Raw genomic sequence first — 22641 nt, 5'->3', positions numbered from 1 at the left:
CCGAGCGCCACACCCGAGCACTAATGCCCAGGTCAGAAGCTATTCGGCCCCTCAAGCGCCGTCGCTTCCCAAGCTGAGAGTGCGAGTTCGATTCTCGTCACCCGCTCCAGAATTCACCCCCAGGCCAGCGGCCTGGGGGTTGTTTGTTGTCTAGTCCAATTTGGAGGCGGCGTGCCCTCCGTGTGCCCTAAGAGGGCATCTGATCATTCTTCATGCGTAGGTGCCACCGGCGGCGTGCACTGTGTCGAGGACACCCAGGTCCTCGAAGATCTCCCGGGTGCGGGGCGGCAGGCCCGCGCCGCGGGAGCCCTGGAATCCGGGTGCGCTCCGCTCCACGATCCGGCAGTCGACACCGCGCCGTGCCAGGTCGCGGGCGAGTGCGAGGCCGGTGGGACCGGCTCCGGCGATTTAAGACGTCCGTGTCGGAACTGATCACCGAGGGTCCTTCCTCGAGGTCGCCGTGTCGGGTTGCTGACGCGGCCCGGCCCGGCAGGCCGGGGCCGCTCGCTTGGGTGCGTTCCGCCTACGCGGGCTGCACGTGCCGCCGGTGCGCGGTCAGGCGGTCGGGGCGATGTTCTTGTTGAAGCGGAGCAGGTTGTCCGGGTCCCAGGTGGCCTTGACCGCCTGCAGCCGCCGGTACTTGGCCTCGCTGCCGTGGACTCCGCGGCGCCACTCCTCGCCCTGGTCGTCGGTGAGGTTGGTGTAGCCGGCGGTCAGTGCGTGGGGCCGCATCGCCTCGGTGACGTGGTTCGCCGACTCCTCGTACTGCGAGTCGTGCTCGGGGGCGTCCCACATGCTGACGGCCTCCCACAGCCAGGCGGCTCCCTCGCGGGAGAAGGCGGTGGCGTCCTCGGCGACGTCCTCGGAGATCGCGCCGCCCATGCACCACAGGTTGATGACGGTGGCGGCGCCGGGGTTCGACAGCGCGGTGGCCGCGTGGTGCAGCAGAGTGTCGACGGCGTCGGCGGACAGCTCCGGCAGGTAGCCGCCGCGCAGGTTCATGCGCTTGCCGTACGGCGCTACGGCATCGAGCATGCTGTTGGCCTGCAGCCACGGCATCTTCGTGACCAGGTTGGTGACCGGCCGGCCGAGTGCGGCGAGCGGCTCGATGGCCTCGTCGGCGGTCGCGGGATCCCCGGTGAAGACGGGGACGAGGACAAGCACCGGCTTGCCGTGCGCCTCTGACGGCAGCGTCGGCAGGGCGGGGGCGGGAGCGATCGCGGCCAACAGGCCCAGCTCGCGGGGTGCGGTGGCCATATGCGCGGGGAGCTTGGCCAGCACGTCGGCGGCCTGGTCGAACGGGAAGATCAGCTGTCCGGCGATGACGTCGGGGCCGAGCGGGTGCGCGCGGTACTCGAAGGCGGTGACGACCCCGAAGTTGCCGCCTCCGCCGCGCAGCGCCCAGAACAGCTCAGGGTTCTCGACCTCGTCCGCGCGGACCTTGCGGCCGCCAACGGTGATCATCTCGCAGGCGAGCAGGTTGTCGACGGTCGCGCCGAAGCGGCGCATCAGGTGGCCGATACCGCCGCCCAGCGTCAGTCCGGCAACACCGGTGCTGCTGACCGTGCCGGCGGGCACGGCGAGCCCGTACTCCTGCGCGGCGGCGTCCAACTCGCCGAGCAGGACACCCGGTTGGGCCCGCACGACCCGCGTCTCGGGGTCGACGTCGATCGCCTTCATCGCCGAGAGGTCGACGACCAGCGCGCCGCCTGGCATGGCGTACCCGTCCGAGCCGTGCCCGCCGCCGCGCACGGCCACCGGGATGCCGTGAGCGGAGGCGTGCCGCAGGACGGCCGCGACGTCCTCCTCGTCGGCGCACTGCGCGATCAGCGCCGGGCCCTCGTCGGCAGCGCGCCCCTGGTACAGCACGCGGGCGGCGTCGTACCGGTCGTCGTCGGGCCGTAGCACGGCGCCACGGAAGTCGGTGGGGAAGTCGGCGAAGGGATCTGCAGAAACGGTCATGGTGGGGGGCCTCCTCAGGAGTCACACGGCTAACCGGAAATTCAATTTCCGGTTAGCTTGGAGGCTAACATCGGAGGCACATGAGCCCCTCCACACCCCCTGCCGACCGCCCGCTGCGCGCGGACGCCCGCCAGAACGTCGAGCAGATCCTCCAGGTTGCCCAGGACGTCTTCGCCGACCTCGGTTACCAGGCGTCGATCGCCGAGGTCGCCCGGCGGTCCGGCCTGGGCATGGGCACCATCTACCGGCACTTCCCGAACAAGACCGCCCTGGTGGAGCGCATCGCGATCAAGGTGATGCAGGAGAGCCTGGACGAGGTGCGGCGCGCCCTGGCCGAGGAACCGGCCACGTGGACCGCCTTCACCCGGGCGGTGCGCCACATGGTGCGCCTGCGCAGCAGCCAGCTCTTCCCCGTGTCCCGGGGGCGTGCCAGGGAACCGGGCCCTGAACTGGCCGGCATCCGCACACACCTCCTGACCGCCTTGGAGGATCTGGTGGCCCGGACCCAGGGTGCGGGGGCCATGCGTGATGACGTGACCGCCTACGACGTCGTACTGATGCTCAACTCGATCCCGCCACGCCTACCCGACGCGGGGGATGACAGCCCCACGGCGGACCTGACCGACCGCTATGTCGGCGTGCTCCTCGACGGGCTGCGCGCCCCCGGCTCCGAGACACTGGCTCAACCGGCCCCCGGCCGCCGAGAGATCGACCAGTTCTTCCAGACCGTGCACGGCCTGTGACGAACTTCCGCACCACGCCCGCCTCGGGGGAGGTGGGGACATTGGTCCTAGTGCTTTGTTCCGAGGCGCGTTGCGCCGAGAGACCGATTCCCGCCCCGCCGGCCGACAAATAGCGTGAAACTCATGAGCGATGGAGCGCAGAAGTCCCCCGGCCGCCGCGCGGTGGACGTCGTCCGCGGCTACGCGGACCGCGACGCCATCGCAGTGCAGGACGCGCTGGCCGGTCTGGACGCAGTCGCTTGGATGGAGATGTACGCCGTCCTGAGCGGCCTGCTGCGCTCCACCGTCAGCATCATCGAGGTGACCGGCGAGCGGTGGACGGCCGGCCAACTGGTCGAACATGCCGACGAAGCCGCCGCTGCGGCCCCACCCCACTACGAGTTCGCGATTGCCGAGGCAGCGCGGGCATGGTCCCGCGGGGACCAGTCGACACTGAGCACGCCGCCGGGACGGGACCCACTCGGGGCTGTGCACGTGACGGCCGTGTTCGTCGCCGCTCTGGGACTGGCGCTGTGGGGCAGAACCGGATTCCTCGGCGTTCTCACGGCGTACGACGACACCGTCACCGCGATCGTGAACGGTCAGTCGTCCGGTCTCTGACCACTACCCCGCCCGTCGGCACGCGACCAGGGCCCCTCAAAGGGAGCTCCGGTCCGCAAGGGGATCCAAGAGAGTCGCCCTGGATGTCACAGGAGTCAGGAAGCCTTGAGGGCCGCTGGGACGCGACAGGCGGCCGGGAATATGCGGCGGCCGCTCAGAGCGCAGACGAGGCCGTGCTTCGATCCACCTACGGCAGGTGCCTCTCCGCCCACGCGGCCAGCTCCTTCAGAGCCGGCTCGAGTGCCCCGCCGGTCTCCGTCAGGCGATACGAGACGCGCGGCGGCGGCCCCTCGGCCACCTCACGCACGACCAGCCCCGCCGCACCCAGCTCGGTCAGCCGGGCCGAGAGCATGCGCTCGCTGATGCCCGGGATGGCGCGGTGCAGGTCGGCGAAGTGCACCGGGTGCTCCATCAGAACGGCCACGATCGGGCCGGTCCAGCGCTTCCCCAGCAGCGCGAAGGCGCGCGTGATCGCGGCGTCGACCGTCTTACAGGGCTCTGCGACCGGTTCCGTGCCGTTTCGCTCTCCGGATCGAGGAGCGCCGGGTGGAATCTCGACGATTCGGATCTCCAAGGTTCACACTCCGTCGGCTCGGATCGTCCGGCGCACCAGGTCCACCCACGTGGCCTGGAGGCGTGCGACGGGGGTCCCGCACCCGACGTGCAGGTAGTCCGCCGTCTCGAAGTTCGCGAAGGCGAGCAGGGCGTGGGCGAGCATGTCGTGGTCCCCGTCAACTCCCGCTTCCCGCAGGAGAGTCGAGACGTGGCGGTGAAAGGCCCTGCCGGTGTCGGAGGCGTGGCGGCGTTCGTGGAGTACCTGGCGTCCCAGCGCGGCGCCCAGGTCCGCGTCGGCGGCGATGCGCTCGATCAGCGCACCGCCGAACGCCTCCAGCCGGTCCCGCGCGGGTGCGCCCGGTCCCAGCGGCGGGGGACCTTCCGTGTACGCCTCCTCGAACTCGGCCTCCGCCTCACCGAGGAGGGCAAGCAGGAGCCCGTCGCGGTCGCCGAACCGGCGAAAGAGCGTGCCTTTACCCACCCCGGCGACCCTCGCGACCTCGTGCATCGTCACGTGCTCGGCCCCACGCTCGGCCACCAGCCGGGCCGCCGCCTCCAGCAGCCGGGCACGGTTGCGGGCGGCATCGGCCCGCTCGGCGGCGGTGTCGTACGGTGCGTCCATCACGGTGTTCCTGTCACTTGTGCGTACACGCTTCCGTCCTCGACTCGGAGAGCGAGACGGCGCTGTGCGAGCACACGTCGTGGATCGCGAAGACCCCTCGCTCGGTCAGGACGAGCGAGACGGGCATGCCCTCCACCTCGAAGCGCCGCGGGACGCCCACCTCCAACGCGTCGGGCTTGCCGACGTACGTGTATCCGCTCCGGGACATCGCTCTCCTCGGGTGCGTCCATGGCGCCGGCGGTGTGCCATCCGGTTCACTGGGGTGCATCGGGCGGGCTACGGCTTCCGGCCCTGAGCGGCACGTGTGAGTGGGGCTGATCGCCGAGGCCGCCGAGGCGGGGGCGAGTCGGGACCCGGCCCCGGTCCGAAGCGACCTCGGCAGATGGGTCTGGGCCTCGTCAGGGGGTGAGCTGCTGGTGCCCTATGACCGAGAGCAGTTCCAGCTTGCTGTGGCTTTCCGTGCCGGGGCGGGTGGTGAGCACCACCAGGGTCTGGGCACGGTTCTCGGTGAACAGGACCTGGCCGTCGACGTCGATGCGGCCGAGTTCGGGATGGAGGATGGTCTTGCCCTCGTCGTAGCGCTGGGCGACCTCCTGGAGTTCCCACAGGCGGACGAACTCGGGACTGTGCTCCTGGAGTTCGGAGAGGATCCGGGAGGCCCGGGGGATGTCGCTGCCGGCTGTCAGCGCGACCCGCAAGCGCGCTGCCTGAGCGCGGCCGTGGCGTTCGTGGTCTTCCCCGGGGTACACCAGGCGCTCGGCGGGGTCCATGAACCAGCGGTAGTAGGCGCTGCGAGCCAGGCCGGTGTGGCGCGTCTGGTCGCCGAGCAGCGCGATGGCCAGCGGGTTCATCGCGAGGGTGTCGGCCATGTCGGTCAGCACCAGGGCCGGCGAGTCGTCCAGCCGGTCCAGGACCCGCATCAGCGTCGGGCTGACGTGCTCGGAGCGGTGGAAACGGGCCGGGGCGTTGTGGCCGATGAGGACGAAAAGATGGTCGCGCTCGTCCAGGGTCAGCCGCAGCGCCCGGGCGAGGGCAGTGGTGATCTGAACGGAGGGCTGCGGAGCGCGCTGCTGTTCCAGGCGGGCGTAGTAGTCGGTGGACATGCCGGCGAGCTGGGCGACCTCCTCGCGGCGCAGCCCCTGGGTACGCCTGCGCGCCCCCTCGACCAGCCCGACGTCACGCGGGCGCAGTGCCTCACGCCGGTGGCGCAGGAATTCGGCCAGTTCCTTCTTGTCCATGCCCACCATCCTCACCGCTTCCCGCCCGGCTATCCAGAGACCGCCAATCCATGGCTGAGCACCTGGCCCAGCGTGACCTCCGGAATGCCCAAGGCCGCAGGCACGGACCGTCGATCCATGGATGAACCGTCCTCTCCCACCCTCGCGAAGACGCTCATACGGTCGACGCCGAGGGCGTTCACAGCGGGACGAGCCACATCACGCCGCTGCTGACGAGCATGGCCACTCCTCGGTGTCTCCGTCACCGGAATCCACGACGAATCACAGCGGTCGAACGAAGCGTTGAAGTCCGAGCCGCCGGCCAGCTCGATGGAGTTCAGCCGTGAGCACCTCTTGCGGTTCATGTACGGACCTGAGGACACGTACGACCCGAGTGTGCTCGGCATCCGACCCGAGTGTGCTCGGCATCGCGAAGCACGCCGAATCGCCCGTTCCCATAGCGGAGCTGGTGGAGGTGGCGGGCCAGTGGTGCATGGATTTCGCAGGGATCGCCGCGAGGATCGAGGTACCCGTCCACTATGGGCTGGCCGAGCATGAAGGGTTCTGGCACAGCAGCGACGAATCGGTCGCCGCCTTCGGGAACGCTTTCACCGCCGCACCCTCGGTGACCGCTCGGCGCGTCCTGGGCGGTGGCCACAACATCGATCACGGCTGTCCTGAAGATCCACTCTCGGGTCGGCCACCATGTTGTGATGCCAGGCCGGGTGCTCGGGGACTCCTCCCGCGGAGGCGACCACGGCGTGGAGAGGCAGGCTGCCCGGACCCGTGCTGTCGGCTCGGTTCAGAACATGGTGTTGTCGTTCGCGGACGTCTCCGGGACGTCCTGGATGACGTCCCAGTGCTCGACGATCTTGCCCTTCTCGAACCGGAAGATGTCCATCACCGCGGCGCCACGGTCGGCCGAGTCGTAGGTTCTCTTGTAGTGCACCGCCACCAGGTCCTCCTCCCCGAGAACTCGCTTGAAGTCGAACTTCAGCTCCGGGGACAGGGCCGTCCGCCACGTCACATACGCGACGAACGGCCCCGTACCGTCGGCCGACAGCGGGTTGTGCTGGATGAACTGCGCGCCCACGTACCGGTCCGCGGCCGCCTGGGGTTGCTTCTTGTTGAAGGCCAGATCCAGGAAGGCGACGGCGACACGCTTGTTGTGCTGCACCTGGCTCTCCGACCGGTAGCTCCTGCCATGGGACTCCGGATGGGCGGAAGTGGTACCCGCAGTGGCGAGTGCGGCCGCGACAGACGCGCCGAGAGTCGCGACGACGGCGGAGCGGCGAGAAATAGGGGTCTTCATGGTCGTCTCCCGAGGTACGGACAAAATTGATTCGCGCGGGGGCGGCCAGTACGAGGCCACAAGGACACGCTCGGACGACGTTGTCGAGCACGGCCAGGCCGTCGTCACACGTGCCGTTGACCTACGCGAAGAAGGAGTCAGGGTCTCGGATCGGGGCCGCAGCAGACGACCCGAGGTCGTAGCAGGTGGCCCTGATGGTCACTTGACCTGTATGACCCGCTTGGAGATGCGCCAGCCGTCGGCCGTGCGGCGCAGCTCGTCGGCGTAGACGGCGCTGACGGCGGTGCCGCCGACGAGTCCCAACGCCTTGGACCGGACCCGGACCTCGTCGCCCGGCCCCTCCGACACGACGATGTTCGTCGTGTGATGAGCGCTCGCGTGCCCGTCGGCGCTGAGGACAGAAGTGATCGTCTCCAGCCCGACGACCGGGGCGAAGCCGAAGACGCTTCCGTCCCATTCCGCGTCTTCCGTGAGAACCTCGCCGAGACGGCCCAGCTCACGGTCGTCCATGAGGTGGCCCCACAGGGCCAGCACCCGTGCTGTCTCGACGGTGTCTTCATTGGTGGGTTGCATGCCGGATCTTCCTGTCTCCATCGCGCAGGGGGAAGCGAGTGACTGGGGAGCGACGTCACTCAGACGCCGCTGAGGATGGCGAGGACGTTGTCGTAGGAGCCGTTGGCCTCCGCGTCGCGCACGAACCGGGCGCGCTCCACAACAAGCTCCTTCGCGTCGGGCTTCTCGCGCAGCAGGTCGAGGGTCTCGGTGAGGAACTCGTCCAGCGGCATGGAGTTCTCGTCGTCCTGCTGGCCCAGCAGGGTCGTGCGGACGCCCGGCGGGGCCACCTCGATCACCTGGACGCCGGCGTCAGCCTGCGCGAGCTGCACGCGCAGGCTCTCGGAGAAGGAGTGCAGCGCGGCCTTGGTCGCGTTGTAGGTGGGAGTGATCGGCAGGGGCACGAACGCCAGCGCCGAGGTGACGTTCACGACGGCCGCGTCCTCCTTGCCCACGAGCAGCGGTAGGAAGGCATACGTCACCCGGATCGTACCGAGCAGGTTGACCGTGACGTGGTCCTCGGCGACCGGAAGCGAGGCCGGGTCGAGGAGGTTCTCCCGCAGCATGATGCCGGCGTTGTTGACCAGGATGTTCAGCTCGGGGTAGCTCGCCGCCACGGTCTCACGGACCCGGGCGATCGAGTCGGGGTCCGTGACGTCGAGGACGAGCGCGTCGATGCCCGGATGCTCGGCCGTGATCTCGTCGAGCAGCTCCTTGCGCCGGCCGGCGACGATCACCTTGTTGCCGGCCTGGTGCAGGCGCAGGGCCAGGCCGAGCCCAATTCCCGAGGTGCCGCCGGTGATCAGGATCGTGTTGCCGGTCATCTTCATGGGGGTCTCTCTCCTTCGCTGCGGCGGGCCGGTGAGCGCCCGCGGCTTCGACCGTAGGAGCGCCCGCGAAGGCGCGGGAGAGGAAGGCTTATCCATGGATCGGCGGTCTCTGCCTGGTGGAGGCCGTGTTACCGGCTGCCGCGCCGACCCAGAAGATGAGACGAGACCGCCGGCTCTTGCGAAACGGGCACACATGAACACCTCGACGCACATCGACATCGACATCGGCTCGACTTCGACATCGGCTTGGACGGCCAGGAGTTGAGCCCTCATCTGGACGGATGACCCATCGCACGGATCAGGGGCACAGGGGCACCGGTGCGTGACAGGCGCGGCTCCGTTTCCGGGGCGGCAGGCCCTACTCTGATCCCCGTGAGGCAGGCATGCGCTGGGAAGGATGATCGGCGATGACGCCCCTGAGCACCGGGGACCCGGAGTCCATAGGCGGGTACACCCTTCTCGGTCGGCTCGGGGCGGGCGGCATGGGAGTCGTCTATCTGGGAGTCTCCCCCTCGGGACGGCAGGTCGCGGTCAAGCTCGTGCGCGGGCCGTACGCCCAGGAGGAGGAGTTCCGGACGCGCTTCCGGCAGGAGATCGAGGCAGCGCGCAGAGTGAGCGGCGCCTTCACCGCGCCTGTCGTGGACGCCGACCCGGACGCCGACCGGCCGTGGATGGCGACGCTCTACGTGCCGGGGCTCAACCTTGCCGAAGTCGTGGAGAAAGACGGCCCGTTGAGCCAGCGGGAACTGCGCGCGCTGGGGCTGGGGCTCACCGAGGCGCTGCGCGACATCCAGCGGGCGGGCCTGGTGCACCGGGACCTCAAACCGCGCAACGTCCTGATGACCGCGGACGGGCCGCGCGTCATCGACTTCGGCATATCGCGCGCTTCTGACCACCAGAGCATCACCACGACCGGGCGGATGATCGGCACTCCGCCCTTCATGTCGCCGGAACAACTGGCCTCTCCCCGGGACGTCACCCCGGCCTCGGACGTGTTCTCGCTGGGGTCGCTGCTGGTGTTCGCGGCCGTCGGCACAGGGCCGTTCGACGCCGACAGCCCATATATAACCGGCTATCAGGTGGTGTTCGGGACCCCGGACCTCGGCGGCGTGCCCGAAGCGCTCCTGGGCATTGTCGAGCGCTGCCTGGACAAGGACCCGGCCGCACGGCCGGAACTGACGGACATACACCGCATGCTCCAGGCGCTGCCGGAATCCGACGCCACCGGGTCCCCGAAGACCGGGCAGTCCGCGAAACCCCGGCGCCGCCCCACTTCTCGGAGCGCGGCCACCACCTCCGCGGGCGCCGCGACCGGCATCCGTACCGGCAAGCGACGCCGAGCCCGGATGCTGCTGACCGGCCTCGGTGCGGTGCTGGCCATCACGGGGCTGTGTATCGGGGTGGGTGTCTTCGTGTCCGATTCGGACACCGCCACCGCCACCGCCACCGCCACCGCCCATGCCGCGTCACTGCCCGACGGCTGGCGGCCGTGGCAGACGAAGCTGCGGTACGACGTGAAGGGTGTCCCTCTCGACTACGACAGCCCTGGATGCGTGGCGGAGGGAAGCGCCCTGTTCTGTGGCGGTACGGGTTTCACGGCCGCCAGGATCGACGCGGCCTCCGGCCGCACCCTGTGGCGGACCGGCACCCGCCCTCAGGGGACGCAGCCGATCGGCGTTCGCGACGGGCTGGTCTACATGTACGAGGAACCGGACGACAAGACCAGGCGCCTGGTGGCCCTCGACGCCGGTACCGGGCACCGGCGGTGGCAACGCGACATCAACCCGTCCGAGGAGGCGGTCCTGTACGACGGCGGACTACTGACCCTGTCTCCCGACTACTCGTCGTTCGTGGCTTACGGGCCTTCCGGCAAGGAACTGTGGCGGGCGCCCTCGCTGGACGAGTACTGCACTCCGTCGGCGCTGGGAGGCGTCCCCTACGCCCTGTGCTCGGAGGGCAACGAGCCCGGCCAGGCCCCGGTCGAGCTGATGAAGCTCGGACCCGGCAGCCTGACCGAAACGGCCACACTGCCCAAGAAGGCGGAAGCGCTCGGCGCTGTCGGCGGGCAACCCCTGTTCCTCGCCCCCCAGACCGCGAAGGACGTGTACGAAGCCGGGTACGAACGGCCGTACAACGCGCTGCTGCGGGTGGCCTCGGAAACCGGGCAGGTCAGACGGATACCGCTGGCACATCCGCTGACCGGCGCGGCCACCCTTGTGGACGGCGTCGTCTACTTCGTCCGGTCCGACGGGTCGGTCACCGCGGTGTCGGCGGACAGCGGCAAACAACTCTGGCAGAAGATGACGGACGTGGAGAGTCTGTCCGCGCCCGCGGTGTCGGCAACGTACAAGCGGGTCTATTTCTCCAACCGCTTCGGCCGTCTGCTGGCACTGGACAGCCGCACCGGAGCGGAGGTTTGGCGCACCTCCGCACTGGACGACCCTGGGGACAAGGTGCAGAGCTACCCGCCGCGAGTGCTGCTCGTCAAGGACGCGATCGTGGCGATGGCCGGCGACACGGCCTTCTCCCGGAGCCCTGACGGGCCCACCTGACCGGCCGAGGCAATCACCGCGCACCGTGCGGATCATCCCTCAGACCGCCTACGCTGCCATAGGGGTGTGCATCTGCAAGCCGATGTAAACAGCGGCGCGAAACCAGCCCTTCGAACTGCACCCCCAGGCGGCGTACCCGCAGGTCAGAAGCTGTGCCGCCATCCAAGCGCCGTCGCTTCCCAAGCTGAGAGTGCGAGTTCGATTCTCGTCACCCCCTCCAGAATTCACCCCCAGGTCAGCGGCCTGGGGGCTGTTTGTTGTCTAGTCCAATTTGGAGGCGGCGTGCCTTCCGCGCGCCCTAAGCCCAGGTGGGACGCACCGCCAGAGTCTCCTTAGGGGCCGATGCCCAACGTGGTCCCCGTCAGCCGACAGCGACTGTCCGCCGGTGGAGCGGGCCCGTGCCCCGGGCGAGCGGCAGTCCCGTGCCCCGGTAGGCATGGGCGATGATCTCCGCGGTGATGGAGACGGCCGTCTCCTCGGGCCTACGCGCTCCGAGGTCCAGGCCGATCGGGGAGCGCGGCCGGGGCACTTGGCGTCGCGGGTGAGGACGCAGACAGCGGTACGCGCGTCCACCTCGGCGCGTTCCAGGTGGCGGTGGGGCCAGTCAACGACCACCTCGTTGGCGTACGGGAAAAAATGCGGGCGTGGCGAAGACGAGGCGGGCGTCGCACACGGTGACCCCGCGGCGTGGCACCGCGCGGGCCGGGACGCCGACCGCGATCACGTCGGTGGGGGCCATGGCCGCACCGAGCACCCAGGCCGGCTCCACGGCAGCCCGAGGGCGTGCCCCGCCGCCGCGACGGCCCACGCCGTGAGGATCACCAGCACGGTGCTCATCAGCACGATGCCTCGCAGGTTGGTGGGGTGATCTTTTAGTGCGGAACTGAGCCGGTATTACGGCGTAGGGGTGCGGGAAATCGCGTCGCGAAAACGGAAAGCCAAATTCTGAGCAGGCTCTGATGCGGGCTCTGAATCAGGTTCTGATTCAGGCGGCGAGCGCTGTCCGGGCGGCGTGAAAGACGGCGGCGGCCTGGCGGGCGACACGGGCGCCCAGGTGCTCCGCGGTGGCGACGTCCGACTTGGACGGCCTCGGGGCGGCGTCGGTCGGGCTCTGCGCGCCAGCGCCCAGGAAGGAGCGTGGAAGGCGGCGAAGGCGGTGCCCATGTAGGTGGGCGCGCCGAAGGTGATCGCGTCCGCGGCGTCCAGCTGGGCCCAATGCTCCTCGGTGATCGTGTCCACCGGAATGGAGATCACCTCGACACCCGCCTCCACCGCGCCGCGCGCCACGGCTTCGGCGATGACAGCGGTGTGGCCATAACCCGAATGAAAGGCGACGGCGACACTGGGGCGGTCGGAATGGGACATGATGACGGTGCTTCGGACGTACGGCTTCAGCGGTCGGCCGGCCGACTCGGCTCCGGGAGATGGGCCTTCGCCCACTCCGCAAGTTCTTTGAGCGCGGGCTCCAACGCCGCACCTTCTTCCGTCAGTTGGTAGGACACCCGCAGCGGCGGCCCCTCGTCCACCTCGCGCACGACGAGTTCCGTGGCGGCAAGCTCGGTCAGGCGGTTGGAGAGCATGCGCTCGCTGATTCCGGGGATCGCCCGGCGCAGGTCGGCGAAGTACGCCGGTCCCGTGATCAGCACCGACATGATGAGGCCGGTCCAGCGCTTTCCGAGGAGTTGGAAGACGCGTGTGATGCCCTCGTCGACCTGTGTACGGGTCTCCGCGTCGTGACGGGCTGCGCTCTCGTGGGCCCGGAGCGTCGGCCGATTCATACGCCGGGTGCGGCGTAGAGGTATCCATGGGCGGTGCACCGGCGGCGGCCCTCGCCAAGGCCGCGGCCCCAACTGGTCTGTGTGGCAACGCGGTTCCGCATACGAAATGCCTCCGCACCCGGCGTGCGCGGTGCTCGGACGGCGGAACGTGGCGTGCTCAGGAGCGGCGGAAGCCACGGTGTGATCTCGCGGTCGCACGCGTAGGTCATGGCGTCTCCTCGGCGGGCAGGTGCTGGGACGACTTGGGGTGTGGTGCTCCTGGCAGGACGATCAGTCGTGGGTCAGCCTCTGAAGATTCGCTCGGCCTGGTCGCGGTTGGTGATGTGCAGGTCCCAGTAGAGGAGGGAGAGTTGGCCGGCCGTGGCCTGTGGCTGGCCGTAGAAGGTGGGGGTGCCGATCGTCGCGTCGAGGCCGATGTGGGCGGCCTGGATGCCGGTGTCGGCCAGTTCCTTGTGCAGGTTGATCGTCCAGTTGCGCAGCGCGGCCATGGCAGTGCTGATGTGGGCGCTCGCCGGCTGGGGGTTGATGGAGCCGGCACTGGTGGTGAACAGCAGGGTGCCGGTTCCGGCTTCACGCATCGCGGGCAGCACCGCCTTGGTGGCGGCGATGGCGCCGTAGAGGTGGAACTCGATCTCGTGCTCCACGTGCGCGGGTTCGGTCCCGGCCGGGGTGGTCACTGCGCTGGTGCCGAGCCCGGCCGACGGGGAGTATTCCAGGACGTCGATCCCGCCGAATTGTGCGGCGGCGTCCTTGAGCGCCTGGATGAGGGCGTCGCGATCGAGTACGTCCGCGGAGAACGCGGCGGCGGTGATGCCCTCGGCGGTGAGGGTGCCGACGAGGTCGTCGAGCTTAGTGCGGTTGCGGGAGATCAGGGCGACGTCGTAGCCCTGGGAGCCGAAGGTACGGGCGATGGCCAGACCCAGCTGGGGGCCGGCTCCGACAATGGCGATGCTGGTCACAGCGATCCTTTCAAAGAGGGGTGGGGGCCTTTGCTGCCATACCGCCACCACCACCTGGGTTCCGGTTTCGTCAGGACGGATCGGCAGGTTGCCGGGCTGGACGTGAGAGGGAACGTTGGCTCTCCGAGGCGGCGCCGCCGTCCCGACCGCCCTGGAAGACCTCCCTGAACAGCGGCATGACTTCAGCCGCCAGAAAGTCGCCTTTGGTCGCCTGCACCATCTGCAGTAGATCGGCTGCCGTGTCGAGGTCCTCGACGGTCAGGTCCTCTCCGTCGCGCATGCGGACCAGAGCGTCTCTGAACGCCTCGACGAGACATGCCGAGTGGGGGTCGAACGACATCGCGTCAATGTCTGACAGGTCGGTGGCTGTGGTCATGTCTGTTTCCTTGTGAGTGGGGAAGAGCCGAAGGCGGGTATGGAGCCGGCATCTCATGGGGCTGTTGGCCACCAGCGCCCCGTGATGGGCCGGTCAGAAGGCGCGGGGTCCGAAGCGGCCCCACATGACGATGGCCGCGGGGATGAGCAGGATCGCGTTGAACGCGATACCCGAGGGCTTCTTGAGGCGGGCGTGGAAGCCCATGGCCAAGACCATGATGACCGCGATACCGGTGGCGGCCAGGGGTGTGAGCACGGCGGCGACATCGAGGGCGGCCGGGAGGATCAGCCTCAGGGCTGCGGTGAACTCAGCCAGGCCGATCAATCGCACCACCGCGGCCGGGACATCGCTCACCCACGGCAACTGTGAGCGGAGCTGCTCACGGAACTTGGTGGTCTTGACGACACCGGAGGCCGCGAAGGCCACGGCCAGCAGGCTCTGCACGATCCACAGGCACACGTGCATCAGAACGGAAGCCCTCTTCTGGGATCGCGACGCGGCGTGGCGGGCCGCGGCGCGATCAGAATTCGACGAGGGAGCTGGTGCGGTGTCAGCCGCGGGGGAAGCCCTCGGCATCGAGCTTGAAGACGAGCTCGTCCTCGTCGCGCTTGGTGGTGTGCAGCTCCCAGTACATCGGTGAGATCTGCTCGGGCCGGGCCGCCTCCACGCCAGGGAGGACGGAGACGCCGATCGACGAGTCGATGCCGACGTGGGCTGCCTGGATGCCGGTGCCGACCAGCTCCTTGTGCAGGTTCATCGCCCAGTTCCGCAGCGCCGCCGCGGCGGCGTTGACGTTGGCGACCCGCGGGTCAGGCCAGATCGAGCCAGCGCCGGTGGTGTAGAGCAAGGTGCCCGCACCAGCCTCGCGCATCGCGGGCAGCACTGCCTTGGTGGCAGCGATGGCCCCGTACAGCTGGAAGTTCATCTCGAACTCCACATGGGACGGTTCGGTCCCGGCCGGAGCAGTCAGCGTGGTGATGCCGAACGTGCCCACTGGGGAGTATTCCAGGACGTCGATCCCGCCGAATTGTGCGGCGGCGTCCTTGAGCGCCTGGGTGAGGGCGTCGCGATCGAGTACGTCCGCGGGGAACGCGGCGGCCGTGATGCCCTCGGCGGTGAGGGTGCCGACGAGGTCGTCGAGCTTAGTGCGGTTGCGGGAGATCAGAGCGACGTCGTAGCCCTGGGAGCCGAAGGTACGGGCGATGGCCAGACCCAGCTGGGGGCCGACTCCGACAATGGCGATGCTGGTCACAGCGATCCTTTCGTAGAAAGTCGTCGAGGAGGCACGAGCGGCGCCGAAGAGATGGTGGATTCGGAAAGGGTTATCCGTTTCGAGATCCGGATAACCCTTTCCGGTTCACTGCCACCACCGTAGCACGTGAAATGGATAGGCCTTTCCGATTGCTAGACTGCCCCCATGAACCCCGGCGACCAGCACTCCGACGCCCCCGCAGCCCAGCCTGTGCGCAGTGACGTCGAGCGCAACCGGGGGCGGATCCTCGCTGCCGCGCGCACCGTGTTCGGACGCGACGGACTGGGCGCCTCCATGGCCTCCGTGGCCCGCGAGACAGGCGTCGGGATCGCCACCGTCTTCCGTCACTTCCCCACGAAGGAGGCGCTGGTCGCAGCCGTCTTCTCCGACCGCATGGACGCCTACGCCGACGCGGTCGCCACCGCCCTCGAAGACCCCGACCCCTGGCACGGTTTCACCGGCTACATCGAGGCCGCCTGCGCGATGCAGGCCGCCGACAACGGCTTCGCCGACGTCCTGACCATGACCTTCCCCACCGCCAAGGCCATGGAGAAGCGCCGGAAGGAGGCATACGAGGGCATGGTGCGGCTCATCGGCCGCGCCAAGGCCACGGGCCGGCTGCGCGAGGACTTCGACCCCTCTGACCTGGTGCTGCTGCACATGGCCAACCTCGGCGTCGTCAACGCCTGCGGCGACGCCGCTCCCGACGCCTGGCGACGTGTCGTCGCCCTGATGATCCAGTCCTTCGAGGCCCCGGCCCGGGCCCCCCTTCCCGCCTCGCCCGAGCACGACGCCCTCTACAGAGCCATGCTCCGCGCCGTCCCGGCGGGCGACACCGCACGGAAGCCGGGGCAGAACAGCTGACCCGGAGGCGAGGATGGGCGGCCGGTCGTGGGTGGCGGAGCCCGGGCGCGGCGGTCCGGACGGTCAGGTTCTGGTCGGGGTCGGTGTTGGCGGTGAGGGTGTCCCAGTCCAGGACTAGCTCGCCGACCACAGGATGGTTGAGGGTCTTCGAGCCGACGGTGCGGCCGGCGAGCCGGTGATCGCCCCACCACTGGGCGAACTGCTCCTCCCGCATGAACAGTTCACGGACCAGCTCGTGATCAAGCGTAGCGATGCCTTTGAGAAGGCGGTACGCCTTGGCAGTGATCGTCTTGGCTCCGGTCACCCGCAGCCGTTCGGCCCGCCGCTCACGCACATGGGGTGCGGTGCTCTCGTCCAAGTCCAAGTCCAAGTCCACGAACGCAGTCAGGTGCTTGTCGAGGAGATAGCGATAAAGGTCCCGCGTCAGCGGTGCCAACTCCCGGTCCTCCACCCACTTGTCGGCGTAGGCGCGGAAGCTCACCGCCCCGGCCTCAGGGTCTCGCCACTCCCCCCGGCGGATCTCGATCTGCTTCTCCGCGAGCACCGTCCGGGAGGAGGGCGGAGTCGAGGCGGTGGAGGACGTGGCCGATCTCGCCGGTGCGCAGGCAGAGCCGAGCAGACGCGGCTCAGGGCGTCAAGGTCGTTCGTACAGTGGTGCGTTGAGGAGGTAGGTCAGCGAAGCACGCTGATCGCATAGAGGGTGCCGAGTCCGGCGGCCAGTGTGCCCAGGAGTAGACGGAGGAAGGTCTCGGGCATCCGCGGCCGGAGGCGTGCTCCGAGGTAGCCGCCGATGAGACCACCCAGGCCGCAGGCCAGGCCGAGGAAGGAGGTCGGGGGCGATGCCGCCTTCTCGGTCGGGGTCGTGGGTGGTATTTGCGGCATCGGTGCTGGTTGGCGCCTCGACATACGCCCTGCTGCCCCTGACCCACAGCTACAACGTGGTGGCGGGGCCCGGTGCCCTACTGCGTTACTGACGTGATGGCGCGCTGCGAGGACCGCTCGTGCGCCGTCTGGTGCTGGGCACCCTGCCCGGCGTGGTCCTCGGAGCGGTCATCCGCGTGTTCGCCGTTCCGGGCCCCAACGTCTTCCGGCTCCTGGTCGCCGCTCTGATGCTGCCGCTCGGCACCTGGCTCATCATCCGAACCCTCCGCTCGGAGCCTCCCGGGCCTCGACGCCCTGAGCCTGTACCCCGGACCGTGACTGTCCTGGCACTGCAACTCAGTGTCCTCGCCGTGCCGAATCCGTCCGTCACGCCCACGAACCTGCTCATCCCGACCGCGAGACCGGCCGCCCCAGCTCCCACTCCACCCGACGCCCCTGCCTCGCACAGGCCCGTCCCGCTCACCTTCCCGCGACAGACCAGATCGCGCCTGTACGTCGAGGCCGACGCTGAGTCCGTGCCCCATCCGTGCCCGACAGACCTGGGACTGTCCAGGCGTGCCACAGCAGGCCTCCCTCGTCGAATGCTCCCCGAATCACGATCACACAATGTCCTCGGAGCGGGTCACAGCCAGGTCAGGAGGGCGTAGCCGGCGGCTGCGGCGGCGAGGCCGAGCAGGAGGCTGCCCAGGGCGTTGAGTCCGGCTTCGGCGAGGGAACCGTCCTCAAGGAGGCGGACGGTCTCGAAGGAGAAAGTGCTGAAAGTGGTCAGTCCGCCGCACAGGCCGGTGCCGAGCAGCAGCATCACGGACGATGGCAGGCCGTGGGCTGCCGCAGCTCCGGCCAGTGCGCCGAGGATGAACGAGCCGACCACGTTGACGGTAAGCGTGCCGAGGGGAAAGACGCTGTCGTGGCGAGCCTGGACGGCTTTGTCGGTGAGATACCGCAGAGGGGCGCCGATCATGCCGCCCAGGAAGACCATGAGGACGGGCATCAGCTCATCTCCCCCTCGGCGAGCGGACGAGGCACGCCGGTGAGGTGGGCGACCACCTGCACCGGGTCCAGGGTCACCAGCGCATGGGGCACGACGTCGCGGACTTCCGAGAGGAAGGCACGCACACGGTCCTCCTCGTCGATGACCACGACGGTCAGGGGGAGGTCTTCGGCGAGGTCGAGCAGGCGAGTGGTGTGCACGAGCGAGGAGATGCCAAAGCCCTCGAAGCCACGGAAGACGCTGGCGCCGGCGAGTCCAGCGCGGTGCGCGCGGTGGACTATCTCGGTGTAGGCCGGCTTGTGGTGGTACTGGTCCCACTCACCGAGGTAGACGGTCATGCGCAGGCCCGGGCCTTTGAGGGGCGCGCGTGGCGCGCGAGAGGGAAGGCCATCATCCACCTGGTGGCGCCGAGGAAAGTGCGGGTTCATCGCGAACTTCCTTTACGGGGCGGATCGCCGGGTGAGGCGGGTAGCCGTGCCGGCGGGGGCGCGGAGGGTGTCTGGTCGCGGCGGCTGGGTCCGCGTCGCACTGGTAGCCCGGCGGCCCGGCGGGCCACCGCGATGCCTGTCCAGACCGCTACGAGTCCGGCGACAAGGCTGGTCAGCGCATAGGCGTCGGCCATCGACCAGTGGGTGGTGGCGAGCAGGTGGCGCATCTCCACGGTGAAGGTGGAGAAGGTCGTGTAGCCGCCGAGGACGCCGACACCCAGGAACGGGCGCACGTAGCGGGAGGGCGGCCACACCTCCAGGACGTAGACCATGAGGAGTCCCAGCGCGAGACTTCCGGAGATGTTGGTGACGAACGTCGCCCAGGGAAATCCCTGGTTCGGGGTCGGCCAGGCGTGGGCGATGCCGTAGCGTGCGACGCTGCCCAGTCCGCCGCCCAGCGCGATGACTGCCAGGACGTCCGCCTGCCGCGGCCGCCGGGTGCCGGGGGAAGGCTCCTGGGGTGGCGCCTGCGGTTCGGCGCTCACGGCGATGTCAGGGTCGACCGGCAGTGTCTCAGCTGGGGGCGGGTCGTCGCGGGGCTGGGCCTCGGGGCCCTCTCCGCCGGACATGCGGCACTTCCTTGTGCGGGCTGGGCTAGGGGTCCCACGGTGGCCCGCGCGGCGCAGCGGGCCACCCTCGTGGGTTGCACCGGCCGCTAGGGGTGGCCGCAGTTCCGTGCGGACTCCCGGTATTACGTCCCTGTTGCGGCGGGGGGCTGAATGGCCGGGGCATGATCTTCTCCTACCTGTGGAGATGCCTGCGTGGCAGGTATCAGGTAGGGACTGTTGTCGACCCAGTCGTAGCGGTCGCGGTTTCGGCGAGCCCCACCGCCCTCTTGTTGCACTTCCCAGCGTACGACGCAAATCGCCCGATATACGGCACGGAAACCCTTGGATCCCCACCAGCCACGTCCGCGCCCGGCGGCCGCCCGCCGGATCAGGGACTGGACAGGCGGCCGTTCACCACGCCTGGCAATCGCGGCCGGCCCCGGCGGGGTTGTCGACGACCTCGACGGGCTGGAGAGTCGCCAGAAGGACCCCCCGCATACGGACAAGCCGGGTCACGAACGCATGCAGGACGACCATGTCGTCGACGAGGACGATCTCGGCCGGAAGATGCTGAACAACCGGGAGCACACTCTCCCTGCGCACGGTGCCGGCATCGCCGAACCCCGCGATACCGCAGCGCACACTCGCCCCCCGCAGCTTTCCTTCCAGCGCACGGAGCACGATCTCCGTGACCAGCGACCGGCGCCGCCACTGCCGCGCGGCATCGAGGTAGATCGTCAGGCGGCCCCAGCCGGCCGATGAAGTCATGGCCCCTCCTTCCCTTCGGCAGGGCGGGAAACCCCTATGGCTCGCGGCGCGGTAAATGCCCCACTCCCAGGGTGCACCGGGTACGTCCACGGCGCTGTGCGGCGGGAGGAGATCAGGCGGCCGCAGGTCACGGCCGCCAATGATCAGTTGTGGCTGTCGCCGGGATAGCCGTCCAACGTCCCTCGGGTCGCGAAGAACCACCAGGCCAGCCACACCGTCGCAACAACCATCAGCAGCGTCGGCAGTGAGACGCGGACCGCCGCTGGCGCGCGGAGCGCCAGGCGTCGGCCGATGGCCCGCGCCACGAGCCCGACGAGTGCTTCGGCTCCCACGACCAGAGGGAGCAAGAAGTTGATCGATGACCCGGGGCCCGCGGCTACGTCGCGCTGCGCTCCTCGTCGGAGTGCTGATAGATCAGCGCGGCCTTCTCGGAGGACTGACCGGCCCGGCGTGTGTCCGGTGTGACGAAGGTCGTAGAAACGGAAGCCGTCCGGGAGGCCCACGGCTGCACGGGCCCGGCGCCACTTCCGGCCGAAGGAGGTGCGCCGGAAGGGAGCTCCCTTCTCACCGACGAAAAGCAGACCGTCCGGGCCCTTCTCGGCGAACCAGGCGAGGTGCTGCCTCACCTCCTTGTGGAGGAAGGCCGGAAGCAGTGCCGTACGCATCGGACGGGATGCCCCTGCACAGGTGCCGGAGGCGCCCTACGGCCCAGTTGTTGATTGTGTTGACGGTGATCGGTGCGGCGACCTGCGATTTCGGCCTGGAACGATCTCGTCAGCGGCCTGTCGGAGTGCACGGCGTCTGCCCCACGCAGGCGGGTTCAGTGCGTCGGCGCCCGTTCCTGACGTTTCTTCATCTCATTTGACCCGCTATTGCACAGCTGTGACGGCGAGCGCACAGCCCTGTCACCCCCTGTTGGAAGACTTTTCTCATCGCGAAGGGCAGCAAGCCGACGGACCGGTTCAGGTCCCGGGGACGGCAGGCGGTTCCCGCGAAACTCTCATCGCAGCGTCATTCACGTCCCTGGGGGAACCTCGATGTCCGCTCGTAACCGTCGGAACACCACCGCAGGTGCCGCCGCACTGCTCTCCCTGTGCGGCACGGCCGCAACCGCGATGGCCGCCCCGTCCTCCGGCGGCGACGCCAAGGGCAGCGCCGCGATGGTCGCCGCAGCCGCGTCCGCCCACACGGTCACCGTGCCCAGGGGACTCACCATCAGCGACGGCACCCGCCACGTCGTGGTCAACGGTAAGTCGATCGACTTCGGCACGGCCGTCCGTGACCTGGCCTGGAACCCCAACGGCAGCAAGGCCGCCTTCATCGACGGGCACGGCGACCTCGTCGTCTCCAACCCCGACGGCAGCCACCGCGTCACGGTCGCCGCCAACCCGGGCGGGCAGACCTGGTCCCACCCCACCTGGCAGGTGACCGCCGCCGACCGGACGAACCAGATCCCCGCGAAGAACAACCTCATCTTCTCGGCCAAGATCCACGGCAGCACTGTCCTGGAGGGCGTCAAGGCCACCAGCAACCACGGCAAGCCGACCAAGATCAGCCTGAACGGCGACCCGGGAGACGGCAACGTCCCCCAGACCAACAACACCTGGCCGAATGTCGGCGGCAGCTACGGCTCGGCCGTCTACGAGAACACCCACACCGGCGAGGTCTACATCCGCGACGACTACCTGCGGCAGCAGGGCGGCGCGCTGACCAAGGGTTCCGAGCCCGCTCTTTCCCCCGACAACGAGGAGGTCGTCTTCGTCCGCTCCGTCCACGGGCACGACCACCTCTTCGTCGAGGACTTCGGCGGCTCCACCAATGTCGTCAAGGACGTCACCCCCAACGCCACCGCCGACTACACCGAGCCCACCTGGGCGCCCAACGGCAAGACCATTGCCTTCCGCGCCCCGACCGGTACGTACACCATCACGAAGTCCGCCCACGGCTTCGGCAAGCCCGTCAAGGTCTCCAAGCACACCGGCCTGCCCGCCTACCGCGGCTGACCGCCACCCAACCGGCCGCCGGAGCGGGCGAGTTCAGCTTGGAGTTCGGGCAGGTGCTGGTCGGCCGTGTCATGCGGCAGGTACTCGACCACATCGAGAAAACGGAACAGAACCTGGGTCTTGGTGACGGCGAACTCGTAGTCGCCGTACCCCACCACGGCACCCATATCGCCACGAACAGCGCCCCGGACGACATGCGCGGTCATGTCGTCCGGGCTTTGTGCCGTCAGCCCCCGCCGCGCGTTGGGGCGCGCCAGATACGGGCAGACCATCGAGGCGTAGAGCATGCACGCGCGGTGCCCCGGGGCCTCCAGGGTCGCCGCCATGTTGCGATACGGCCGCCCGGCAGCAAGCGCCTCGCGGATCGCGGAACCCTCCGCGGCGCCGACCACCCGCCACACCGGACCCTTGGGTATCAGGGTGTTGCAGACGGAACACAGACGCTGTCGTGCGCACTCGGCGCTGCGCCCGTAGTCGGTGAGCGCGAACTGGGGCTCGTCGCCCTCCCACGGGGTGATGGCGGGTACGGGATAGCCACGGCTGTCACGAGGTCTGGCCTCGACGGTCGCCGGCATGGGAACGGAATCGAATCGCACACCCCATGGTGAACCAGATGGCCTCGCCACCGCGACGGTTGTCAGGCATGTACGAGCTCTGTGTCCACCTCGCACCAGATGAAGGACCCGTCCGTACCGGTGCTGTCGGCGACCTACGACGACCTCTGCTTCGCCAACCACCGCGGCCGCCCGCCCGCGCCGGATCGCGACACCGAAGTGGAGTGAGGGCG

25 protein-coding genes and 8 pseudogenes are annotated in these 22641 nt (G+C 69.1%); 7 read left to right on the top strand and 26 right to left on the bottom strand.

What is annotated here, in order from left to right; all coding sequences use genetic code 11:
- Nucleotides 1-216: 216 nt before the first annotated feature.
- Nucleotides 217-433, bottom strand: a pseudogene (locus tag KVT44_RS30580) (FAD-dependent oxidoreductase); the annotation flags it as partial.
- 122 nt (nucleotides 434-555) lie between these two features.
- Nucleotides 556-1962 (bottom strand): FAD-binding oxidoreductase, encoded by a 1407-nt coding sequence (locus tag KVT44_RS30575; RefSeq protein ID WP_217570124.1) that lies wholly within the window; start codon nucleotides 1960-1962, stop codon nucleotides 556-558.
- An 80-nt stretch (nucleotides 1963-2042) separates the two neighbouring features.
- On the opposite strand from KVT44_RS30575, the gene KVT44_RS30570 reads away from it, so the two are divergent.
- Nucleotides 2043-2705, top strand: a complete 663-nt coding sequence (locus tag KVT44_RS30570) for a TetR/AcrR family transcriptional regulator (protein WP_190171345.1) — start codon at nucleotides 2043-2045, stop codon at nucleotides 2703-2705.
- 123 nt (nucleotides 2706-2828) lie between these two features.
- Complete coding sequence (locus tag KVT44_RS30565; RefSeq protein ID WP_217570122.1) at nucleotides 2829-3305, top strand: hypothetical protein; 477 nt, start codon at nucleotides 2829-2831, stop codon at nucleotides 3303-3305.
- A gap of 187 nt (nucleotides 3306-3492) precedes the next feature.
- Here KVT44_RS30565 and KVT44_RS30560 read toward each other — a convergent pair whose 3' ends face one another.
- The 8 genes and pseudogenes from KVT44_RS30560 to KVT44_RS30525 form a co-directional block, all read right to left on the bottom strand.
- Nucleotides 3493-3858 carry a helix-turn-helix domain-containing protein gene (locus KVT44_RS30560; protein WP_229889157.1) on the bottom strand — a complete coding sequence of 122 codons (366 nt, stop codon included), beginning with the start codon at nucleotides 3856-3858 and terminating at the stop codon, nucleotides 3493-3495.
- Nucleotides 3859-3882: 24 nt separating this feature from the next.
- Nucleotides 3883-4482, bottom strand: a complete 600-nt coding sequence (locus KVT44_RS30555; RefSeq protein WP_217570119.1) for a TetR/AcrR family transcriptional regulator — start codon at nucleotides 4480-4482, stop codon at nucleotides 3883-3885.
- Nucleotides 4483-4525: 43 nt separating this feature from the next.
- Nucleotides 4526-4690, bottom strand: a pseudogene (locus tag KVT44_RS30550) (Rieske 2Fe-2S domain-containing protein); the annotation flags it as partial.
- Between the two features lie 190 nt (nucleotides 4691-4880).
- Entirely contained in the window at nucleotides 4881-5720 is an 840-nt protein-coding gene (locus KVT44_RS30545; protein WP_217570115.1) for a helix-turn-helix transcriptional regulator, read from the bottom strand.
- Nucleotides 5721-6373: 653 nt separating this feature from the next.
- Nucleotides 6374-6463, bottom strand: a pseudogene (locus tag KVT44_RS58475) (nitroreductase/quinone reductase family protein); the annotation flags it as partial.
- Between the two features lie 38 nt (nucleotides 6464-6501).
- Entirely contained in the window at nucleotides 6502-7011 is a 510-nt protein-coding gene (locus KVT44_RS30535; protein ID WP_217570113.1) for a nuclear transport factor 2 family protein, read from the bottom strand.
- A gap of 198 nt (nucleotides 7012-7209) precedes the next feature.
- On the bottom strand, nucleotides 7210-7584 hold the full coding sequence (locus KVT44_RS30530; protein WP_217570111.1) for a nuclear transport factor 2 family protein: 375 nt from the start codon (nucleotides 7582-7584) through the stop codon (nucleotides 7210-7212).
- 59 nt (nucleotides 7585-7643) lie between these two features.
- Nucleotides 7644-8393 (bottom strand): SDR family oxidoreductase, encoded by a 750-nt coding sequence (locus tag KVT44_RS30525; protein WP_190171358.1) that lies wholly within the window; start codon nucleotides 8391-8393, stop codon nucleotides 7644-7646.
- A gap of 407 nt (nucleotides 8394-8800) precedes the next feature.
- On the opposite strand from KVT44_RS30525, the gene KVT44_RS30520 reads away from it, so the two are divergent.
- Nucleotides 8801-10945: a PQQ-binding-like beta-propeller repeat protein gene (locus tag KVT44_RS30520; RefSeq protein ID WP_217570109.1), complete on the top strand. Its 2145-nt coding sequence runs from the start codon at nucleotides 8801-8803 to the stop codon at nucleotides 10943-10945.
- Nucleotides 10946-11306: 361 nt separating this feature from the next.
- Here the strand turns inward: KVT44_RS30520 and KVT44_RS30515 are convergent.
- The 7 genes and pseudogenes from KVT44_RS30515 to KVT44_RS30485 all read right to left on the bottom strand — a co-directional run.
- Nucleotides 11307-11624, bottom strand: a pseudogene (locus KVT44_RS30515) (xanthine dehydrogenase); the annotation flags it as partial.
- 306 nt (nucleotides 11625-11930) lie between these two features.
- Nucleotides 11931-12310, bottom strand: a pseudogene (locus KVT44_RS30510) (flavodoxin domain-containing protein).
- A gap of 26 nt (nucleotides 12311-12336) precedes the next feature.
- Complete coding sequence (locus KVT44_RS30505) at nucleotides 12337-12723, bottom strand: helix-turn-helix domain-containing protein (protein WP_217570107.1); 387 nt, start codon at nucleotides 12721-12723, stop codon at nucleotides 12337-12339.
- A 281-nt stretch (nucleotides 12724-13004) separates the two neighbouring features.
- Nucleotides 13005-13682, bottom strand: a complete 678-nt coding sequence (locus KVT44_RS30500; RefSeq protein WP_217570105.1) for an SDR family oxidoreductase — start codon at nucleotides 13680-13682, stop codon at nucleotides 13005-13007.
- Between the two features lie 70 nt (nucleotides 13683-13752).
- Entirely contained in the window at nucleotides 13753-14058 is a 306-nt protein-coding gene (locus KVT44_RS30495; protein ID WP_217570103.1) for a hypothetical protein, read from the bottom strand.
- Between the two features lie 93 nt (nucleotides 14059-14151).
- Nucleotides 14152-14523 carry a DoxX family protein gene (locus tag KVT44_RS30490; RefSeq protein WP_217570101.1) on the bottom strand — a complete coding sequence of 124 codons (372 nt, stop codon included), beginning with the start codon at nucleotides 14521-14523 and terminating at the stop codon, nucleotides 14152-14154.
- A gap of 85 nt (nucleotides 14524-14608) precedes the next feature.
- Nucleotides 14609-15310 (bottom strand): SDR family oxidoreductase, encoded by a 702-nt coding sequence (locus KVT44_RS30485; protein WP_217570099.1) that lies wholly within the window; start codon nucleotides 15308-15310, stop codon nucleotides 14609-14611.
- 165 nt (nucleotides 15311-15475) lie between these two features.
- Here KVT44_RS30485 and KVT44_RS30480 point away from each other — a divergent pair, with 165 nt between their 5' ends.
- The gene (locus KVT44_RS30480) at nucleotides 15476-16174 is read left to right on the top strand and encodes a TetR/AcrR family transcriptional regulator (protein ID WP_217570097.1); all 699 of its coding nucleotides are present in this window, start codon (nucleotides 15476-15478) and stop codon (nucleotides 16172-16174) included.
- A gap of 40 nt (nucleotides 16175-16214) precedes the next feature.
- On the opposite strand, the pseudogene KVT44_RS30475 reads toward KVT44_RS30480, so the two are convergent.
- Both KVT44_RS30475 and KVT44_RS30470 read right to left on the bottom strand, forming a co-directional pair.
- A pseudogene (locus tag KVT44_RS30475) lies at nucleotides 16215-16409 on the bottom strand (transcriptional regulator); the annotation flags it as partial.
- A gap of 437 nt (nucleotides 16410-16846) precedes the next feature.
- Nucleotides 16847-17056 carry a hypothetical protein gene (locus KVT44_RS30470; RefSeq protein ID WP_302832120.1) on the bottom strand — a complete coding sequence of 70 codons (210 nt, stop codon included), beginning with the start codon at nucleotides 17054-17056 and terminating at the stop codon, nucleotides 16847-16849.
- 50 nt (nucleotides 17057-17106) lie between these two features.
- Here KVT44_RS30470 and KVT44_RS58470 point away from each other — a divergent pair.
- Nucleotides 17107-17403: pseudogene (locus KVT44_RS58470) on the top strand (TSUP family transporter); the annotation flags it as partial.
- Between the two features lie 275 nt (nucleotides 17404-17678).
- On the opposite strand, the gene crcB (KVT44_RS30465) reads toward KVT44_RS58470, so the two are convergent.
- From crcB (KVT44_RS30465) to KVT44_RS58465, 6 genes and pseudogenes are all read right to left on the bottom strand, one after another.
- Entirely contained in the window at nucleotides 17679-18047 is a 369-nt protein-coding gene (crcB, locus tag KVT44_RS30465) for a fluoride efflux transporter CrcB (RefSeq protein ID WP_099921533.1), read from the bottom strand.
- The gene (locus KVT44_RS30460) at nucleotides 18047-18385 is read right to left on the bottom strand and encodes a DUF190 domain-containing protein (protein WP_229889672.1); all 339 of its coding nucleotides are present in this window, start codon (nucleotides 18383-18385) and stop codon (nucleotides 18047-18049) included. Before KVT44_RS30460 ends, crcB (KVT44_RS30465) begins: the two co-directional genes overlap by 1 nt.
- A gap of 86 nt (nucleotides 18386-18471) precedes the next feature.
- The gene (crcB, locus tag KVT44_RS30455) at nucleotides 18472-19104 is read right to left on the bottom strand and encodes a fluoride efflux transporter CrcB (RefSeq protein WP_217570095.1); all 633 of its coding nucleotides are present in this window, start codon (nucleotides 19102-19104) and stop codon (nucleotides 18472-18474) included.
- Between the two features lie 390 nt (nucleotides 19105-19494).
- A complete protein-coding gene (locus KVT44_RS30450) occupies nucleotides 19495-19851 on the bottom strand; it encodes a DUF190 domain-containing protein (protein ID WP_217570093.1) in 357 nt (118 codons plus the stop codon).
- A gap of 143 nt (nucleotides 19852-19994) precedes the next feature.
- Nucleotides 19995-20183, bottom strand: a complete 189-nt coding sequence (locus tag KVT44_RS30445) for a hypothetical protein (protein WP_099925506.1) — start codon at nucleotides 20181-20183, stop codon at nucleotides 19995-19997.
- 56 nt (nucleotides 20184-20239) lie between these two features.
- Nucleotides 20240-20504 (bottom strand): annotated as a pseudogene (locus KVT44_RS58465) (site-specific integrase); the annotation flags it as partial.
- Nucleotides 20505-20888: 384 nt separating this feature from the next.
- Between KVT44_RS58465 and KVT44_RS30440 the strand changes: the two are divergent.
- The gene (locus tag KVT44_RS30440) at nucleotides 20889-21854 is read left to right on the top strand and encodes a hypothetical protein (RefSeq protein WP_217570091.1); all 966 of its coding nucleotides are present in this window, start codon (nucleotides 20889-20891) and stop codon (nucleotides 21852-21854) included.
- On the opposite strand, the gene KVT44_RS30435 is transcribed toward KVT44_RS30440, so the two are convergent.
- Complete coding sequence (locus KVT44_RS30435; protein ID WP_168509811.1) at nucleotides 21842-22429, bottom strand: hypothetical protein; 588 nt, start codon at nucleotides 22427-22429, stop codon at nucleotides 21842-21844. The two genes, KVT44_RS30440 and KVT44_RS30435, sit on opposite strands and share 13 nt — an antisense overlap.
- 81 nt (nucleotides 22430-22510) lie before the next feature.
- On the opposite strand from KVT44_RS30435, the gene KVT44_RS60135 reads away from it, so the two are divergent.
- Nucleotides 22511-22636 (top strand): hypothetical protein, encoded by a 126-nt coding sequence (locus KVT44_RS60135; protein ID WP_302832119.1) that lies wholly within the window; start codon nucleotides 22511-22513, stop codon nucleotides 22634-22636.
- Nucleotides 22637-22641: the final 5 nt, after the last annotated feature.

It is taken from the genome of Streptomyces sp. GbtcB7 (assembly GCF_019091445.1).
Classification (GTDB): Bacteria; Actinomycetota; Actinomycetes; order Streptomycetales; family Streptomycetaceae; genus Streptomyces; species Streptomyces mirabilis.
The sequence above is the reverse complement of the archived record's forward strand: the minus strand, read 5'-3'. Positions and strand labels throughout refer to the sequence as shown.

Coding starts and splice junctions, on each gene's coding strand:
- KVT44_RS30575 (WP_217570124.1), bottom strand. CDS start 1,962: ATGACCGTTTCTGCAGATCCCTTCGCCGACTTCCCCACCGACTTCCGT.
- KVT44_RS30570 (WP_190171345.1), top strand. CDS start 2,043: ATGAGCCCCTCCACACCCCCTGCCGACCGCCCGCTGCGCGCGGACGCC.
- KVT44_RS30565 (WP_217570122.1), top strand. CDS start 2,829: ATGAGCGATGGAGCGCAGAAGTCCCCCGGCCGCCGCGCGGTGGACGTC.
- KVT44_RS30555 (WP_217570119.1), bottom strand. CDS start 4,482: ATGGACGCACCGTACGACACCGCCGCCGAGCGGGCCGATGCCGCCCGC.
- KVT44_RS30545 (WP_217570115.1), bottom strand. CDS start 5,720: ATGGACAAGAAGGAACTGGCCGAATTCCTGCGCCACCGGCGTGAGGCA.
- KVT44_RS30535 (WP_217570113.1), bottom strand. CDS start 7,011: ATGAAGACCCCTATTTCTCGCCGCTCCGCCGTCGTCGCGACTCTCGGC.
- KVT44_RS30530 (WP_217570111.1), bottom strand. CDS start 7,584: ATGCAACCCACCAATGAAGACACCGTCGAGACAGCACGGGTGCTGGCC.
- KVT44_RS30525 (WP_190171358.1), bottom strand. CDS start 8,393: ATGAAGATGACCGGCAACACGATCCTGATCACCGGCGGCACCTCGGGA.
- KVT44_RS30520 (WP_217570109.1), top strand. CDS start 8,801: ATGACGCCCCTGAGCACCGGGGACCCGGAGTCCATAGGCGGGTACACC.
- KVT44_RS30505 (WP_217570107.1), bottom strand. CDS start 12,723: ATGAATCGGCCGACGCTCCGGGCCCACGAGAGCGCAGCCCGTCACGAC.
- KVT44_RS30495 (WP_217570103.1), bottom strand. CDS start 14,058: ATGACCACAGCCACCGACCTGTCAGACATTGACGCGATGTCGTTCGAC.
- KVT44_RS30490 (WP_217570101.1), bottom strand. CDS start 14,523: ATGCACGTGTGCCTGTGGATCGTGCAGAGCCTGCTGGCCGTGGCCTTC.
- KVT44_RS30480 (WP_217570097.1), top strand. CDS start 15,476: ATGAACCCCGGCGACCAGCACTCCGACGCCCCCGCAGCCCAGCCTGTG.
- KVT44_RS30470 (WP_302832120.1), bottom strand. CDS start 17,056: ATGCCGCAAATACCACCCACGACCCCGACCGAGAAGGCGGCATCGCCC.
- crcB (WP_099921533.1), bottom strand. CDS start 18,047: ATGCCCGTCCTCATGGTCTTCCTGGGCGGCATGATCGGCGCCCCTCTG.
- KVT44_RS30460 (WP_229889672.1), bottom strand. CDS start 18,385: ATGACCGTCTACCTCGGTGAGTGGGACCAGTACCACCACAAGCCGGCC.
- crcB (WP_217570095.1), bottom strand. CDS start 19,104: ATGTCCGGCGGAGAGGGCCCCGAGGCCCAGCCCCGCGACGACCCGCCC.
- KVT44_RS30450 (WP_217570093.1), bottom strand. CDS start 19,851: ATGACTTCATCGGCCGGCTGGGGCCGCCTGACGATCTACCTCGATGCC.
- KVT44_RS30440 (WP_217570091.1), top strand. CDS start 20,889: ATGTCCGCTCGTAACCGTCGGAACACCACCGCAGGTGCCGCCGCACTG.
- KVT44_RS30435 (WP_168509811.1), bottom strand. CDS start 22,429: ATGCCGGCGACCGTCGAGGCCAGACCTCGTGACAGCCGTGGCTATCCC.